Genomic DNA, 16,404 nt, shown 5'->3' on the forward strand with positions numbered 1-16,404 from the left:
CGCGGACCTAGCATGACGATCACCCGCCGCTCGGGGTCGGGAGGATGTTCGGCCGGAACTTGATCTGGGTCTCGCCCTTGCCGGCGGCGAGGCTGTCGCAGTCGTCCTGGGTCGCGCAGGTCGCGTCGACAGAGATGACCAGATCGATCTCGTCGACGCCCTCCTCGGCGTTCGCGATCTGCCGGACACCGACGTAGCACGGCTTGAAGTTCTCCGACTGCCACTCGACGTCCGCGCACGGCCGGAGATCTCCTGAACAAGCCGCCTGGTAGAACTCGAAGACTCCCTCCGGGTCGAGGCTGGGTGAGCCGAGCTTGATCCTCGTGCCGTCCGGGATCGGGTTCCGCCCGAGCCAGTTGACCTCGGCACATTGCTGCAGGTCGTCGGTCTGGATGTCGCCGCCGATCGGTGCGGAGACGATGCTGATCGTCGGCTGCTTCTGCTCCGTCTGCGTGCTCTCCGGATCGGTCGGCTCAGGCGACGGCTCGCCGGTGTTCGCGCTGGTGACCTCAGGGGTCGGCGTACCGCCGTCACTTGGCGTGTCCGCACAGCCCGTCAGCAGTACCGCGGCGATCGTGACCGCCACTGTCAGTCCACGCATAACGACCACCCCTAAGCAACAGAATGACCCTGCGTGCAGAGTGCGACAACCTTTTGTTCACTCTCCGCTGCGACAACTGTTGAAGCAGGTGACGACCGTGGTATCTCTGAGTGAAAGGGGGACGGACTGCATGACCGATCACGAGATCCGGATCGCGCTGGTGCTGAACGGTGGAGTCAGCCTGGCCGTGTGGATGGGCGGAGTGACGCACGAGCTGGATCTGATCCGGCGCGCGTCCGGCGACGGCAAGGCACCGAAGTCGCAGCCGTACGACGAGGAGCTCGCGAAACGCTGGCGTGAGTTGTGCCGGCGCGGTGACGACGACCGGCGGCTGGTGGTCGACGTGATCGCCGGGACGAGCGCCGGCGGGCTGAACGGATCGTTGCTCGCGACCGCGATCTCGAACGGCTCGACGCTGGACCCGGACGGCGCCAACGGTCCGTGGCTGCGGCAGAAGTGGGTCGGACTCGGATCGCTCGAGGTCGGCAAGCTGGTGCCGTCGGTGGGGGAGAAGTCCACGTCGGTGCTCGACGGCAAGTACTTCCTGCAGGAGCTGGACAGCCTGATCAAAGGGGTCGCCGACGCGGGCGAGACCGCGGCGGAAGAGCCGGTCACGCTGTTCGTCACGTCGTCCGGGCTCGGCGTGCAGCAGTTCGAGGCGAAGGACGCTGCCGGGCAGGCCTTCGTCGTACCCGATCATCGGTACCTGTACGCGTTCACCAGCGAGAACGCGGAGAAGTACGACGGCAGTACGCGGAAGTACTCGGTCGCCGACAAGAACGGGCTGAAGGACACCCAGCTGCTCGCCCGGGCGGCGCGCGCATCCGCGTCGTTCCCGGCCGCCTTCGGACCGGTGCTCGAGACGCCGAAGCTGGCCGCGGCGCCGCCGCGGATGCAACCCACCTCCAGCGCCGGATCCGGTGCGTGGCTGGTGGACGGTGGTGTGCTCGACAACGCGCCGTTCGGGCCGGTCCTCGACGTCGTCGCACGCCGGCCGGTCGCCGGACGAGCGAGCCGCTATGTGCTGTACGTCGTACCGTCCGCAGGGATCGGGAGTGCGGCGACGGCGCTACCCGAGGCGAAGGAGCCGAGCTGGCGCGTGTCCGCGTTGTCGGCCGTGCAGTTCCCGCGCGAGGTGGACTTCCGGTCCGATGTCGAGCAGCTCGAGCGGTTGCTGATGGAGGCGGACGCATCCTGGTCCGACACCCAGCGGCTCTTCGATCGTTGCATGCAGCAACCAGAAGAGCGGGTTCGGCTGAAGGCGGCCGCCGAAGCTTTGCAGCCGGTGTACTCGCGGGGCCGTGCGGCCGGCGGTGTGTGGGAGGCGGTGACGATCGCGAGCCACGACCAGTCGACTGTGTTGGATGCCGCGACCGCATTGTCGGAGCCGGAGATCGACGAGGTCCTGGCCGCCAAGCATCCCTGGGTGCCGAACCCGGACGGCTCGACGGCCGCGTTGCAGGATGACGCGGACGGGCACCCGAGCTGGCTGTGGGGGACCGGGGCGGCGGAGCGCGTCGTACGGCTGATCCTGCGCTCCCTGCGGAACCAGATCAGCGACGCGCAGCCGGACCAGCGGCCCGAGCTCGAGCGGCGGCTGAAGGCGGCCAGCGATTGCCTCTTGCATGTGCTGGCCGTGCGGGACGCGCTGGGCGAAGAACTGGCCAAGGCCGACCTCGACCTGCGGCCGGCCGGCGGCGCCGAAGCCGTGGCGATCGGCTTGGCGGACATCTTCGACGAGCTGCAGATCCAGCGCGCGTTGGGTGACGTCTTCCTCGATCTGATCGCCTCGATCGGGTGGGAGCTCATCGACACGGCGCTCGAGGTCGAGATCGTGTCCCGGTGCACGTCGGCGCGGACGCCGCAGCAGCGCAGTGCGCCGTTCCAGTTCCTCCGGCTCGGGCCGGACATTCCGCTGACGTTGCTGGACGACCAGCCGGAGGGGTCGATCGCCAACGACCTCAAGGACCGCATCCTCTACGGGTCGCAGGTCGGGCACTTCGGCGCGTTCGGTGCGGCGGACTGGCGGCGGTGGGACTGGCTGATGGGCCGGTTGCACTGCGTCGCTCACCTCGGGGCGATGCTCGGCGCCGACGCGGACTGGATCCGCGAGACGCAGCGGCAGGTTCTCGCGGCGGAGGACTGGAAGATCGGGGCGGTTGCCGAACGCATCCAGCGGCTGGCCGAGGACTTCCCGGTCGACGCCGGCCTGGGGGCGCTGGTGACGATGCGGGACGAGCTCAACGAGTCGGCCGAGGGACGCGCGACCACCAAAGGCCTGGCTGACCGGATGGTCGACGTCTCCGGTGGCCTCGGGTCGCAGGTCGGCGACTGGGTGAAGGCGGCCGCGGGCCGCAAGCATCAACCCCGGTCATGGCTGCTGAGGTGTGCCCGCTGGTTCACCGAGCCGGCCCGGGAGTCGGTGTGGGCGCGGATGGTGCGGGGGGCGAAGCTGAGCCCGGCGCAACGGCCGCTGTTGTTCGAGCCATGGTTGCCGTTGGCAACCTTCGCGCTGGGGGTGGTGCTGCTCGTCGTCGCCGGGGTCGTCGACGGCGCCGCCGTACGCATCATCGCCGCCGTGCTGGCCGGAGCCGTACTCGCGGCGACCGCGATGCTCGGCCTGGTCACCTGGTACGTCCGGCGCGCGCGACGGCGGATCCGGGCCTGGATCGAACGCCGGATGCCGGAGCTCAGTCCAGCGTCACGAAATCGATGAGCTCCTCGACCCGGCCGAGCAAGGCCGGGTCGAGATCGGCGAAGCTGTTCACCTTGGACAGGATGTGCTTCCAGGCCGCGGCCACGTCCGCCTGGTCGGTGGCCGGCCAGCCGAACGATTTCAGCACGCCCTTCTTCCAGTCCTGCCCGTGCGGGATCTTCGGCCAGGCCTTGATGCCGACCGACGACGGCTTGACCGCCTCCCAGATGTCGATGAACGGGTGACCGACGACCAGCACATGCTTGTTGGTGACCTGGGCCGCGATCTTCGACTCCTTCGAGCCTTCGACCAGGTGGTCGACCAGGACGCCAAGGCGCCGGCCCGGACCGGGCTGGAACCGGTTGACGATCCCGGGCAGGTCGTCGACACCCTCGAGGTACTCGACCACCACGCCCTCGATCCGCAGGTCGTCACCCCAGACCCGCTCGACCAGCTCGGCGTCGTGCCGGCCCTCGACGTAGATCCGGCTGGCTCGAGCGACCTTCGCCCGTACGTTGTCCACCGCAACCGAACCGGAGGCCGTCCGCGTCTTCTTCGCCGGCCCGGCCTTCTTCGGCGGCTTCAGACTGACCGGCTTCCCGTCCAGCCAGAACCCGGGCCCGAGCGGGTACGTCCTGATCTTGCCGAACCGGTCCTCGAGATCGACCACCCCGTGCTCCCACCGCACGATCGCCCCGACAAACCCCGAACTCGGCTCCTCGACGACCATCCCCTTCTCGATCTCCACCTCAACGGTCCGCCCATTCTTGGGCTTCCGCCAATCCCCACTGAGCACATCATTCCCATACCGATCAGCCACCCCCCAACCGTAAGCGCCCCAACCCGCCCTCCACCCCAACCACACACCCCCAGAAACCACACCTCCAGAGACCTCAGCTCGACCTCCTGCGTCTGAGACCGGCAGTCCCGGCATCCGGACCGAACCGCCCAACTACCGTGGGCTAGGACCCCCACTGGTGGCCAAAGACAAGGAATAACTACTGTCATCCCCCCACAACCTGTCCAAGGCCCCCACAACTCCCGCGGCTGTACCCCGGCAACCGCGCGGCACTGCCCGATGATCACGCGACTCCGCGCATGCTCGTGTCCACGGGCGCTCCACCGCATCACGTAGTACTGCGACCACTCGGGTGAGCCACCGACCAGCACCCTCACGCAGCCCGGAGCCGCGCCACCACCATCAGTTGTTTTGCCACGGGTATCGCGGAGACGCCAGAGGTACTGACGACACCCGCAGCAGCCCGGCCGCGTACCGACGGACGGGTAGTGGGCGCCGAACCCGGACTGGTCAGCGCTGCAGCCAGCGGGAAAAGCGTCGGAGGAGGGAAGGACTACCCGTTGGTGTGTACGCGGTCGGCGCGACCTACAACGTGGCGGCGGCTTGGGTTGGGGATGGTTGGCGGGCGGGGGCTGTGGCGGTGAGGAGTAGGTAGGTGAGGAAGCCGACGACGAGGCCTACTGCCCAGGAGTAGTCGTAGAGGGGTTTGAGGAAGGGGATCAGGCCGTCCTCGGGGAAGGGGCCGGCGCCTGGGTTGGAGTAGGCGCCGCCGACCGCCAGCAGGGAGCCGAAGAGGGTGGCGACTACGGCCCGCCAGTTCCAGCCGGCGGCGTACCAGTAGCGGCCGTTGGGCAAGTAGAGATCGGCCAGATGCAGCTGGGTCCGGTCGATCAGCCAGTACCCAGCGATCAGTACGCCGGCCACCGACGCGAGCAGCCCGCCGTAGAAGGACAACCAGACGAAGATGTAGATCGACGGGTCCGAGATCAACCGCCACGGCTGGATCACGATGCCGACCACACCGGTGACCAGCCCCGCCGTACGGAAGTTCAGCCACCGCGGGACTGCGTTCGCGAAGTCGTACGACGGACTGACCACGTTCGCGGCCACGTTGCACGACATCGTCGCCAGGATCGCCATGACCAGGCCGATCGTCACGACCACCGGGTTCTCGAACCGGCGGGTCAGCTCGACCGGGTCCCAGATCGCCGAGCCGTAGACCAGCACGGTGCCCGAGGTGGTGACGATCGAGACCAGCGCGATGAACGACATCGTCGTCGGCAGACCGATGATCTGCCCCCAGACCTGTTGCCGCTGGCCCTTTCCGAACCGGGTGAAGTCCGGCATGTTCAGCGACAGCGTCGCCCAGAACGCGATCATGCCCATGAGCGCCGGCGGGAAGATCTTCCAGAAATCGCTGCCCCAGCCGAGTTTCGAAGGCTGGTCCAGGATCGGCCCGAGCCCGCCGGCCTTGACCAGGATCGCGATCATCAGCGCCAGGAACGCAACGGTGACCAGTGGCGCGGCCCAGTTCTCGAAGCGGCGCAGACCCTCGATGCCACGCCAGATCAGCACCATCTGGAGCACCCAGAAGAACGCGAAGCTGAGCCACAGCGTCCACGGGTGCCCGCCGATCGCGGACGCGTCGGTCCAGCCCTTCCCGAACAGTTCACCGACGATCACGTAGATCGCCTGCCCGCCGATCCAGGTCTGGATACCGAACCAGCCACACGCGATGAACGCCCGCAGCAACGCCGGGAAGTTCGCACCGCGGACGCCGTAGAACGCCCGCGCGAAGACCGGGAACGGGATGCCGTACTTCGTCCCCGCGTGGCTGTTCAGCAGCAGCGGGATCAGGACGATCAGGTTCCCCAAGGTGATCGTGATGAAGGCCTGCAGCCAGTTCATCCCGAGCGCGACCAGACCGGCCGCCAGCAGGTAGCTGGGGATGTTGTGCGCCATCCCCATCCAGAGTGCGGCGTAGTTGTACGTCGTCCAGGTCCGCTCGGGCAACCGGGTCGGCGCGAGTTCGGCGTTCCCGTACGGGCTGTTCGCGACTGCCTCCGGATTGGTCAGTTCGACCCGTCCGTCGGGATGAACGGTCTGCTCTGTCGTGGTCATTGGCCCCACCACCTGATCCGGTCGAGACATCCGTTTCGCAACAACGTGCGGTACGACGTGACGTCGTGTCAACGGACAACTACCAAAACGACCGAGCCGCCGTGCTCCTTCAGGCACGCAAACAAAGCTGAAGAAGAGAGAGGGAGGGGGCTACGGCAGAGCCGCCGTGCTCCTTCAGGCAGGTAACCAAAGCCGAAGAGAGGGAGGGGGCAACGGTCGAGCAGTCAGCTTGGGCCGAGCAAGGGGAGGGTCGGCCTTGGCGGCGCGCCGAGTGACTCGTAGCCGCGCTTGATCGCGTCCTGGAGCTTCTCCAGCGGCCACGGCCAGTCGTCGGTGTGCGTGAGCGCTTTGTCCAGCGACGTACCGGCGTGGTGCAGACCCGAGATGGTGTTGGCGACCGTGCCCAGATCGCCGGCCTGATCGCGGACGAACTCGGCGTCCACCACGGCCCCGTGTCCCGGAACGACCTTCGCGGTGTCGGACAGCAGACCGATCACCCGGTCGATCGTGTCAGGCCACTCGAGGGGATACGAATCGTCGCCGTACGACGGAGGTGCCGACTCCTCGATCAGGTCACCGACGAAGAAGACGTCCGCGTCGGGGACGATCACCACGGCATCGCCATCGGTGTGGGCGTTGCCCAGATGCAGGAGTTCGACCCTGCGATCCCCGAGGTCGATCACCTTCGCCACCGCGAACGTGGTTGCCGTCAGCATCGCGGCAGCGGCAGTGTTCTCGTGCGCGACGATCTCGGCCTGGTCGAAGACGCTGTTGCCGACGACGTGGTCGAAGTGCGCGTGAGTGTTGACGACCCAGCGCACCGGTACGTCGGTCACCTCGCGGATGTGTTTCCGCAGTTCCTCGGCCTGCTCGGTCGTGGCCCGGGTGTCGATCAGCACTGCGCCATCGGACCCGACGACCAGGCCGATGTTCAGGTCAAATTCGTCGTACCGGCGAACCCAGCAACGATCCCCGACCTCGGCCCACGCACTCATGGCCCTGAGGTTACTTGCTCAGTACATCGCCCTTGAGCACCTGGTCCCGCTGGAGGCCGCGGAGCAGCAGGCCGACGTTGTCGCCGGGCTTGGCCGTCGTGACCGTCTTGCGGAACATCTCGATGCCCGTCACCTCGACCTGCGCCAGCGGCTGACCGGCCCGGCTGTGCAGGACCTGTTCGCCGACGGTCACCGTGCCGGCCATCACCCGGCCGGTCACCACCGTGCCGCGCCCGGTGATCGAGAACACGTCCTCGACCGTCAGCCCGAACGCCCCGACCGGCAGCGTGTCCTGCGGCCGCACCCCGGGAAAGGTGTCCACCGGCTCGCTCGAACGCTTCCAGAACTTCCATCCCATTGATCGACCTTAATCCAGGTGGCGGAATCGGACTTGAAGGCCGGTCGGGACGCGCCTAGTGTCACGAGGGTGGTTCGCAATCTTTCTGTCTCGGTTCCGAAAACTTTCGAAGGGTGGATGTCTTGACGACACGACGTGCACTGGTGGTCCGGGGCGGCTGGGAAGGTCATTCCCCGGTCGAGGCGACCGACCTGTTCATCCCGTACCTCAAGGAGAAAGGCTACGAGGTCACCGTCTCCGACACGACCGAGAGCTACCTGGACCTGGACGGCGTCGACCTGGTGCTGCAGTGCGTCACCATGAGCGAGATCCCCGCCGAGCACGTCAAGGGCCTGGACGCGGCGATCCGCAACGGCACCGGCCTGGCCGGCTGGCACGGCGGCATCGCGGACTCGTTCCGCAACAGCGCGGACTACAACTTCATCGTCGGCGGGCAGTTCATCTCGCACCCGCACGGGTTCACCGACTATCGCGTCGACGTGGTCGCCGAGCACCCGATCGTCGAGGGCATCACGCACTTCGACGTCCACACCGAGCAGTACTACGTCCACTACGACCCGACGGACACGGTGCTCGCGACCACCACGTTCGCCGCGCACCCGGACTATCCGTGGATCGAGGGCGCGGTGATGCCGGCCGTCTGGACCCGCACCTGGGGTAAGGGCAAGGTCTTCGTGTGCACCGTCGGCCACAAGCTGGACGACCTCGCGGTGCCCGAGGTACGCACGATCATCGAGCGGGGGCTGCTGTGGGCGAGCAAGTGACCGGTATCGGCATCGTCGGCACCGGAGTCATCTCCGGCACCTACCTCGACCACCTGGCGAAGCTCCCGGGCGTGAACGTCGTTGCGGTCGCCGACCTGGACGTCACCCGCGCCCAGGCGATCGCCGACAAGAACCCGAGCATCCGCGCGCTGTCCCCGGACGAGTTGTACGCCGCCGACGACGTGGACATCGTGGTCAACCTGACCATCCCTGCCGCCCACGCGCCGGTGCACCAGGCCGCGCTGGAAGCGGGCAAGCATGTGTACGGCGAGAAGCCGCTGGCCGTCGACCGCGCCGAGGCCGAGCCGCTGCTCAAGTACGCCGCCGCCAACAACCTCCGGGTCGGCTGTGCGCCGGACACTGTCCTCGGCACCGGCACCCAGACCGCGCGTGCGGTGATCGACCGCGGCGACATCGGCGTACCGCATGCTGCGACTGCGTCGTTCTTCACGCCCGGACACGAGCTATGGCACCCGGCTCCGGAGTTCTACTACCAGCCTGGTGGCGGTCCGGTCCTCGACATGGGTCCGTACTACGTGACCAGCCTGGTGACCCTGCTGGGGCCGGTGCGCCGGGTCACGGCGCGAGCGGGGCAGTCCAAGCAGGAGCGCAAGGTCCACACCGGTCCGCGGGCTGGTGAGACCTTCCCAGTGCAGGTGCCGACGCACGTAACCGGCGTACTGGAGCACGAGTCGGGTGCATTGACCACTGTGTTCATGTCGTTCGACACCTGGGCGGCGAGGCTGCCGCGGATCGAGGTGCACGGGACCGAGGGCAGTGTGTCGGTGCCGGACCCGAACGGGTTCGACGGCACGGTGGAGATCGCCACGGCCACGAACCGTGACTGGACCGAGGTCCCTGTCGCCGGTGGGTACGCCGGAGCCGGTCGGGGCGTCGGGGTCGCGGACATGGCTCGCGCACTGCGCAACGGCGAGCCGCACCGGGCCGACGGCGCGCTGGCTTACCACGTGCTCGACGTACTCGAGTCGCTGCTGGAAGCGGCCGTTCAGGACCAGCCGGTGGACGTGGCGAGCACGGTCGACCGCCCCAGCGCCGTACCGTTGGGAGCGTCTCCCGAATCCGCCTGAGACCCGCCCCACGCCGTCGCGCGTCGGTGCGAGCTACTACGGCTCGGTAGACTGGCACTCTGAACTCCGGAGTGCCAAGGGTCGACGGTGAGAGAGGGTGGTGCGCGTGCTGGACGAACGAAAGCTCGATGTTCTCCGCGCCATCGTCGAGGATTATGTGGCGACCCACGAGCCGGTCGGCTCCAAGACGCTGGTCGACCGGCACAACCTCGGGGTGTCGCCGGCGACCGTGCGCAACGACATGGCCGCGCTGGAGGAGGAGGGGTATATCACCCAGCCGCACACCAGCGCCGGCCGGATCCCGACCGACGCCGGTTACCGGCTGTTCGTGGACAAGCTGAGCACGGTCAAGACCCTGACGCCGGCCGAGAAGAAGGCGATCACCTCCTTCCTGGCCGGCGCGGTCGACCTGGACGACGTCGTACGCCGTACTGTCCGGCTGCTCGCCCAGATCACCCGCCAGGTCGCGATCGTGCAGTATCCGTCGCTGAACCGGTCGAGCGTCCGGCACATCGAGGTCGTCACGATGACCCCTCGCCGGCTGCTGCTGGTCCTGATCACCAGCACCGGCCGGGTCGAGCAACGGATCGTCGAGCAGGGACAGGACGTCGACGAGCAGCTGATCGCCGACCTGCGCTCCCGGCTGAACACCGTGCTGGCCGGCCAGCGGCTGACCGACGCGACCACGTCGCTGGTACAGGTCACCGAGATGTTCGCGCCGGCCGACCGCCCACTGGTGGCGGCGATCGTGACGACGCTGCTGGAGGCGTTCACCGACGACCTCGTCGAGCAGCGGATCGCGGTCGGCGGCGCGGCCAACCTGACCCGGTACGGCGACGACTTCGAGCGGAACGTGAAGCCGGTGCTGGAGGCGCTGGAGGAGCACGTCATTCTGCTCAAGCTGCTCGGCGAGGCGACCAACCCACAGACTCTGACCGTCCGTATCGGCCACGAGAACCCGTTCGAGGAGCTGGCCACCACCTCGGTGGTCGCGACCGCGTACGGGTCGAAGTCGGAGGCGCTGGCCACCCTCGGCATCGTCGGCCCGACCCACATGGACTATCCGAGCACGATGGGCGCTGTCCGCGCCGTCGCGCGCTACGTCAGTCAGATCCTGGCCGACTCATGACAACACCAACCCCCTGGTCTGGAGTATGAGCACCGATTACTACGCCGTCCTGGGCGTCAGCCGTGACGCGACACCGGACGAGATCAAGAAGGCGTACCGCAAGCTGGCACGCCAGTACCACCCGGACGTGAACGACTCCGAGGACGCGCACCACAAGTTCCAGGAGATCGGCCGCGCCTTCCAGGTACTGAGCGATCCGCAGAAGCGGCAGATGCACGATCTCGGCGGTGACCCGTTCGCGACCGCGGGAGCCGGCGCCGGCGGTGCCGGGTTCGGCCAGGCCTTCACGTTCACCGACATCATGGACGCCTTCTTCGGCCAGACCGGCGGGGCCACCCGCGGGCCGCGGCCGCGGACCCGGCGCGGCCAGGACGCGCTGATCCCGCTGCGGATCGACCTGGCCGAGGCCGCCTTCGGGACGACCCGGGAGCTCAAGGTCGACACCGCCGTACTGTGCCCGACCTGTTCGGGATCCGGCGCGGCGGCCGGGTCCAAGCCGGTCACCTGCGACATCTGCCACGGCCGGGGCGAGGTCACCCACACGCAGCGGTCGTTCCTCGGCGAGGTCCGGACCATGCGCCCGTGCCCGAACTGCCGCGGCTACGGCACGACCATCCCGAACCCGTGCGTCGAGTGCGCCGGCGACGGCCGGGTCCGCTCCCGCCGTACCGTCACCGTCAAGATCCCCGGCGGCGTCGACACCGGCACCCGGGTGCAGCTGTCCGGCCAGGGCGAGGTCGGCCCCGGCGGTGGCCCGGCCGGCGATCTGTACGTCGAGATCGAGGTCGAACCGCACGACATCTTCACCCGCAACGGTGACGACCTGCACTGCACGGTCACGCTGCCGATGACGGCGGCCGCGCTCGGTACGACGATCGACCTGCCGACGCTGGAGGGTGAGACGACTCCGCTCGAGGTCCGGCCGGGCACGCAGTCCGGGTCGGCGATGACGCTCACGGCTCGCGGCGTACCGCGCCTGCGGCACGCCGGTCGTGGCGATCTGATCATCCAGATCATCGTCGAGACCCCGACCAAGCTCGACGACTCGCAGGCCGAGCTGCTCAGGCAACTCGCCGTCGCCCGCGACGAGGAGCGCCCGCAAGGCCAGGTCCAGGCCACCCACAAGAGCGTTTTCGGCCGCCTCCGCGACGCCTTCGGCGCCCACTAGATGGGCGTCGCGGTCTTCCATCTGGAAGGCCTGTCCGGTGCCGAGCTGACCCTGGACGGTCCGGAGGGCCGGCACGCTTCCGTCGTACGCCGGATCGGGCCGGGGGAGCGGGTCCGGTTGACGGATGGGCGTGGTGCCTGGGCCGAAGGGCCGGTGACGGCGGCGTCGAAGACCGGCGTCACGGTTGCTGTCGATGACCGCGGTGTGGTGCCGGCTGCTGAGCCGCGGCTAGTTGTGGTGCAGGCACTGCCCAAGGGTGAGCGGGCAGAGCTTGCGGTCGAGATGCTGACCGAGGTCGGCGTGGATGTGATCGTTCCGTGGAACGCCGACCGGAGTCAGTTCCGGGCGAATCCGGAGCGGGTCGCGAAGACTCTCGCCAAGTGGCAGGCGTGGGCGTTCGAGGCGAGCAAGCAGTCGCGGCGTTCTTGGTTTGCCGAGGTCGCGCCGATCGCGACTACCGCCGAGGTCGCGGGACTGCTGGCCGGCGCTGCGCTTCCCGTCGTACTGCATGAGGAAGCCAAGGTCCCGCTCGCTGCCGTCGACGTACCTTCCGAGGGCGATGTCGTCATCGTGATCGGCCCCGAGGGTGGCATCGCGCCGGCGGAACTGACCGCCTTCGGCGTCGAGCCGGTGCGCCTCGGCGACACCGTGCTCCGCACCTCCACCGCCGGGGTCGCCGCCGCGGCCGCCCTGCTCGCCCGCTCCCGCTGGACCTAATTCTCGGCCTAAGCTGTTAGGCGGCAACCGAACACCATTGTGCGACGAGGATCGAACATGTCAGCCGACTCAGCCCGGGCGCGAACGCTCGTCCACACCGAGCCGGTCGAGGTCTCGCTGCAGGTGGCGCTGGACGCGCTCGCGGATCCGGTCCGCCGGTCGATCCTCCGCGACCTGGCCGGGCACGACGACTGGACGCGCGCCTGCGGCGCCTTCGACCTGCCCGTGACGAAGGCGACCCGCAGCCACCATTTCGCCGTACTGCGTGCGGCCGGGCTGATCGAGCAGCGCGACGACGGCGCCCGCCGGCTCAACCGCCTCCGCCGGCCCGAGTTCGACCAGGCCTTCCCGGGCCTGCTCGCCGCGACCATCGACCGCGCGGACTGATCCTTACGCGGACCGATCCTTACAAAGCCCGAACATTGCTCCGATCGTCCTCGAACGCCGTTCGGGGAGAGTCGTTCCTGTCAGGTTGACCGAGAACGAGGAGTGAAGAGATGCGCAGGTCTGTGCGCGGCGCGATGGCGTTGGGTACGTCGGCCGTCGTCCTGGTGGGCGGTTTGGTCGGCAGTACGACGATGGCCGCGGCTGATCCGAGTCCGACGCCGACTCCGACGTACAAGCAGGTCACGCTGAGCCCGGAAGAGTCGCAGCAGCTGTGTGCGGTGAAGCTGCCGAAGCTGATCGAGCGCCGGGAGAAGCTCGCGAAGCGGATCAGCGGCGGGGCCGACGTGAAGGGCTCGGTGGCGTGGCTGAAGGCGCGGGCCGAGAAGCAGAAGGCCAAGGGGCACGACAAGATCGCCGCCCAGCTCGAGAAGCGCGCCGAACGCCGCTCCGGCCGGCTCGAGCAGCTCGCCACGATGAAGACCAAACTCGAGACCTTCAAGACCCAGCACTGCCAGGCGGTCAAGTGATGCGCAGGGTGCTGATCGTGCTGGTGGGTACGGCGGCGATCGTCGTCGGATTGTCCGCGTGTGGACAATCCGACGAGCAGCCCAGTGGTCAGGAGACCGGTCAGCCGGCGACGACTCAGGTGGAGTCGCCGGATCAGGAGCTGGCGCAGATCGGGTCTACCCTGGACGCGATCGATGGCGAACTGGCGACCGACGGTTCGCCCTGACCACGCCCGGGAAACAGACCACGCCCACGAAACAGACGACGGCCAGGAGCAGATGATGACCGCAGCCGGTCGCGGCCTGGTCCTGGTCGTGGAGGACGAGGCGGCGATCGCCGAGGTGATCGCGCTGTATCTGCGCCGCGACGGGTTCGGCGTACAGATCGAGTCCGACGGCGAGGCCGGACTGGTCGCCTGGCGACGGCTGCACCCGGTTGCCGTGATCCTCGATATCGGGCTGCCGGGGCGCGACGGCGCGGACATCTGCCGGACGATGCGCGCGGCGGGGGACTGGACTCCGGTCCTGTTCGTCACCGCGCGCGATGACGAGGTCGACCGGCTGCTCGGTCTGGAGCTTGGGGCCGACGATTACATCACCAAGCCCTTCAGTCCGCGTGAGTTGGCCGCGCGAGTGCGGACGGTGCTGCGACGGTCGGGCGGGACGCTGCCGTCTGGTGATGTGTTGTCGGTGGGTTCTGTGCGGGTGGACGTCAGCCGTCGGCGGGCGTGGGCGGGCGACGCCGAGGTGAGTCTGACGTCGACTGAGTTCGATCTGCTGGCGCAGTTGTTCCGGCGGCCGGGGCGGGTGTTCGAGCGGGACGAGTTGCTGAGTTCGGTCTGGGGTTATCAGGCGTCGGCCGGTACGCGGACTGTCGACGTACACATCGCGCAGTTGCGGTCCAAGCTCGGGGCTTCCAGTCCCATCCGCACGGTGCGCGGCGTCGGCTACGCCGCGGACCTCGACTGATGATGGCTCTCGATCGGGTGTCGGGCGAGCCTCGGCGGGGGTCGTTGGCTACGCGGATCGTGCTTGCCTGCGTGGCTGTGGCCGGGATTGCCGTGCTGGTGGCCGGTGTGGTGATGGCGGGCCTGGCTCGGCGGTCAGCTCAGAACGTGTTGCAGGATTCGCTGTCCGCGCAGGCCGATGTCATCGCCAGCCAGGTGGACGAGCGTGGGCTAGGTTCTAGGGCAGTCGGGCTCGGGCGGGTGGCCGAGGTGGTGCGCGGGCAGGGGATCGTGGTGGTGATTCTGTTGCCCCGTCGCGGTATCCAACCGACCGACCAGCGATCCACCCAGGCCGCGACCACAGCCGGTCTGAACGATATCGCGAGTACGCAACGGATCTCGTCCACGGTGAGCGTCGACGGCACCGACTACCTGGTGGAGGCCAGGGGCATCGGCCCAAGCTCGGGGTTCGCCCTGGTCGAGCCGGTCCGAATGGCGTCGGACACCCAGCGAATCCTGATCCGGAACATCCTCTTCGCGCTCGGCGCCGGCCTACTGGTGGCCGCGCTGGCCGGTGCCCTGTTAGGTCGATTGCTCGGGCGCCCATTACGTCGTACGGCGGATGTCGCGGCCGCGATGCGTCAGGGGCGCCGGGACCTGCGTGCACCGGTAGAGGGCCCGGCCGAGGTCGCCGAAGTCGCGCAGGCGGTGAACGAACTCTCGATCGCTCTGCAGCACAGCGAGGAGCGGCAGCGCGAGTTCCTGCTGTCCGTCTCGCATGAACTCCGTACGCCGCTGACGGCCGTACACGGTTTCGCCGAGTCGCTCGCCGACGGTGTCGCGACCGATCCACGACACGCCGGTCAGGTCATCCAGCAGGAATCCCAACGCCTCGAACGCCTTGTCACCGACCTCCTCGACCTGGCCCGAATCGGCGCCGACCAGTTCCACCTCGACCTGGCCCGAGTGGACCTCCGCGAAACCCTCACCGCCTGCGCCGAAGTCTGGCGAGTCCGCTGTGAACGCCAGGGAGTCCACTTCCGCCTGGACCTCCCACCCACTCCGGCAGTCGTCACCACCGACCCCCGCCGAATCCGCCAGGTCCTCGACGGCCTGGCCGAAAACGCCCTCCGAGCAACCCCACCCCACGCAAACCTCACCATGTCGCTGGGCTACGCAGGACCCTCGAACCAGGCAGGTCCACCGAGCCACTCGGGTGCGGGCGCGGTGGTGATCCAGGTGCGTGACGGCGGCCCCGGACTAGCTCCCGAGGACTACGCGGTCGCCTTCGAACGCGGCGTACTCAACCAGAAATACCGCGGCCGCCGCCCAGTCGGCTCCGGCATCGGCCTGGCCCTCGCCCACGGCCTCATCACCCGCCTAGGCGGCACCCTCACCGCCGCCCCCGCCCCCGAAGGCGGCGCCGCCTTCACCATCCATCTCCCCACCTGATCCCGACGGCCGCACAGGCGGTGGATGGACTCAGACGTGCAGGGTGGGGCGGTAGATGAGCTCTTGGGTGTGGCCGTCGAGTGTCCGGCTCTCGAGCAGTTCGAGGTCGAAGTCGGGCGCACCTTGGAAGATCGGATCCGCACCGGTCTGACCGGTGATCACGGGGAACAGCGTCACCTGGACGCGGTCGACCAGCCCGGCGGCCATCAGCGCCCGATTCAACGACAGACTGCCGTGCGAACGCAACGGCACCTCGGACTCCTCCTTGAGCCGAGCGACGACCTCGACAGCGTCACCACTCACGACCGTCCCGTCCGGCCAGTCGAGTGGTCCTTGCAGCGTGCTCGACACCACCGTCGCCGGCAGCTCCCTCATCCGGGTGACCCATGGATCACGCTCCTCGGACTCCGCAGTACTCGCGGCCAGCATCTCCGCGTGCGCACGGTACGTGTTGGCCCCGAACACCATCCGCTGCTCCTCGCAGTACAAGGCGAACCGCCGCTCAAGCAGCTCGGGACCTTGCTTACCCCAGTAACCGCCCCAGTCACCGCTATGCGCGCCGTACCCATCAAGGCTGGAAAACACGTCGAAGGTGTAGATGGCGGTCATGATGCTCTCCTCGAGTCCGCTTGATCAGCCATTCACCCCTGCAACGAACACCCCCACCCCGATCCGAC

The 16,404-nt window shown here is 68.3% G+C and carries 17 protein-coding genes; 11 read left to right on the plus strand and 6 right to left on the minus strand.

The window, feature by feature from the left end; translation table 11 throughout:
• Window positions 1–19 precede the first annotated feature (19 nt).
• The gene (locus AB0E63_RS19030; RefSeq protein WP_360367374.1) at window positions 20–601 is read right to left on the minus strand and encodes a hypothetical protein; all 582 of its coding nucleotides are present in this window, start codon (window positions 599–601) and stop codon (window positions 20–22) included.
• Window positions 602–731: 130 nt separating this feature from the next.
• Between AB0E63_RS19030 and AB0E63_RS19035 the strand changes: the two genes are divergently transcribed.
• Complete coding sequence (locus AB0E63_RS19035) at window positions 732–3,317, plus strand: DUF3376 domain-containing protein (RefSeq protein WP_360367377.1); 2,586 nt, start codon at window positions 732–734, stop codon at window positions 3,315–3,317.
• Here the strand turns inward: AB0E63_RS19035 and AB0E63_RS19040 are convergent.
• The 4 genes from AB0E63_RS19040 to AB0E63_RS19055 form a co-directional block, all read right to left on the minus strand.
• Window positions 3,292–4,116 (minus strand): DUF3097 domain-containing protein, encoded by an 825-nt coding sequence (locus tag AB0E63_RS19040; RefSeq protein WP_360367380.1) that lies wholly within the window; start codon window positions 4,114–4,116, stop codon window positions 3,292–3,294. The two genes, AB0E63_RS19035 and AB0E63_RS19040, sit on opposite strands and share 26 nt — an antisense overlap.
• Window positions 4,117–4,680: 564 nt before the next feature.
• Window positions 4,681–6,216, minus strand: a complete 1,536-nt coding sequence (locus AB0E63_RS19045; RefSeq protein WP_360367383.1) for an NCS1 family nucleobase:cation symporter-1 — start codon at window positions 6,214–6,216, stop codon at window positions 4,681–4,683.
• 224 nt (window positions 6,217–6,440) lie between these two features.
• The gene (locus AB0E63_RS19050) at window positions 6,441–7,211 is read right to left on the minus strand and encodes an MBL fold metallo-hydrolase (protein WP_360367386.1); all 771 of its coding nucleotides are present in this window, start codon (window positions 7,209–7,211) and stop codon (window positions 6,441–6,443) included.
• A gap of 10 nt (window positions 7,212–7,221) precedes the next feature.
• Window positions 7,222–7,569 carry an EF-Tu/IF-2/RF-3 family GTPase gene (locus tag AB0E63_RS19055; protein ID WP_360367389.1) on the minus strand — a complete coding sequence of 116 codons (348 nt, stop codon included), beginning with the start codon at window positions 7,567–7,569 and terminating at the stop codon, window positions 7,222–7,224.
• A gap of 122 nt (window positions 7,570–7,691) precedes the next feature.
• On the opposite strand from AB0E63_RS19055, the gene AB0E63_RS19060 reads away from it, so the two are divergent.
• From AB0E63_RS19060 to AB0E63_RS19105, 10 genes are all read left to right on the plus strand, one after another.
• Complete coding sequence (locus tag AB0E63_RS19060) at window positions 7,692–8,333, plus strand: ThuA domain-containing protein (RefSeq protein WP_360367392.1); 642 nt, start codon at window positions 7,692–7,694, stop codon at window positions 8,331–8,333.
• On the plus strand, window positions 8,318–9,421 hold the full coding sequence (locus AB0E63_RS19065) for a Gfo/Idh/MocA family oxidoreductase (RefSeq protein WP_360367395.1): 1,104 nt from the start codon (window positions 8,318–8,320) through the stop codon (window positions 9,419–9,421). The genes AB0E63_RS19060 and AB0E63_RS19065 overlap by 16 nt, the downstream gene beginning before the upstream one ends.
• 106 nt (window positions 9,422–9,527) lie before the next feature.
• Window positions 9,528–10,550, plus strand: a complete 1,023-nt coding sequence (gene hrcA, locus AB0E63_RS19070) for a heat-inducible transcriptional repressor HrcA (protein WP_360367398.1) — start codon at window positions 9,528–9,530, stop codon at window positions 10,548–10,550.
• A 25-nt stretch (window positions 10,551–10,575) separates the two neighbouring features.
• Window positions 10,576–11,718 carry a molecular chaperone DnaJ gene (dnaJ, locus tag AB0E63_RS19075; protein ID WP_360367401.1) on the plus strand — a complete coding sequence of 381 codons (1,143 nt, stop codon included), beginning with the start codon at window positions 10,576–10,578 and terminating at the stop codon, window positions 11,716–11,718.
• Window positions 11,719–12,435 (plus strand): 16S rRNA (uracil(1498)-N(3))-methyltransferase, encoded by a 717-nt coding sequence (locus tag AB0E63_RS19080; RefSeq protein ID WP_360367404.1) that lies wholly within the window; start codon window positions 11,719–11,721, stop codon window positions 12,433–12,435.
• Between the two features lie 57 nt (window positions 12,436–12,492).
• Window positions 12,493–12,822 (plus strand): helix-turn-helix domain-containing protein, encoded by a 330-nt coding sequence (locus AB0E63_RS19085; protein WP_360367407.1) that lies wholly within the window; start codon window positions 12,493–12,495, stop codon window positions 12,820–12,822.
• A gap of 110 nt (window positions 12,823–12,932) precedes the next feature.
• Window positions 12,933–13,349: a hypothetical protein gene (locus AB0E63_RS19090; RefSeq protein ID WP_360367410.1), complete on the plus strand. Its 417-nt coding sequence runs from the start codon at window positions 12,933–12,935 to the stop codon at window positions 13,347–13,349.
• Window positions 13,349–13,555: a hypothetical protein gene (locus AB0E63_RS19095; RefSeq protein WP_360367413.1), complete on the plus strand. Its 207-nt coding sequence runs from the start codon at window positions 13,349–13,351 to the stop codon at window positions 13,553–13,555. Before AB0E63_RS19090 ends, AB0E63_RS19095 begins: the two co-directional genes overlap by 1 nt.
• A gap of 55 nt (window positions 13,556–13,610) precedes the next feature.
• Complete coding sequence (locus AB0E63_RS19100) at window positions 13,611–14,297, plus strand: response regulator transcription factor (RefSeq protein WP_360367416.1); 687 nt, start codon at window positions 13,611–13,613, stop codon at window positions 14,295–14,297.
• Window positions 14,297–15,727 carry a HAMP domain-containing sensor histidine kinase gene (locus AB0E63_RS19105; RefSeq protein ID WP_360367419.1) on the plus strand — a complete coding sequence of 477 codons (1,431 nt, stop codon included), beginning with the start codon at window positions 14,297–14,299 and terminating at the stop codon, window positions 15,725–15,727. Before AB0E63_RS19100 ends, AB0E63_RS19105 begins: the two co-directional genes overlap by 1 nt.
• A gap of 30 nt (window positions 15,728–15,757) precedes the next feature.
• On the opposite strand, the gene AB0E63_RS19110 is transcribed toward AB0E63_RS19105, so the two are convergent.
• Window positions 15,758–16,336: a dihydrofolate reductase family protein gene (locus AB0E63_RS19110; protein ID WP_360367422.1), complete on the minus strand. Its 579-nt coding sequence runs from the start codon at window positions 16,334–16,336 to the stop codon at window positions 15,758–15,760.
• Window positions 16,337–16,404 lie beyond the last annotated feature (68 nt).

Source organism: Kribbella sp. NPDC026596, assembly GCF_040638415.1.
Taxonomy (GTDB): domain Bacteria; phylum Actinomycetota; class Actinomycetes; order Propionibacteriales; family Kribbellaceae; genus Kribbella.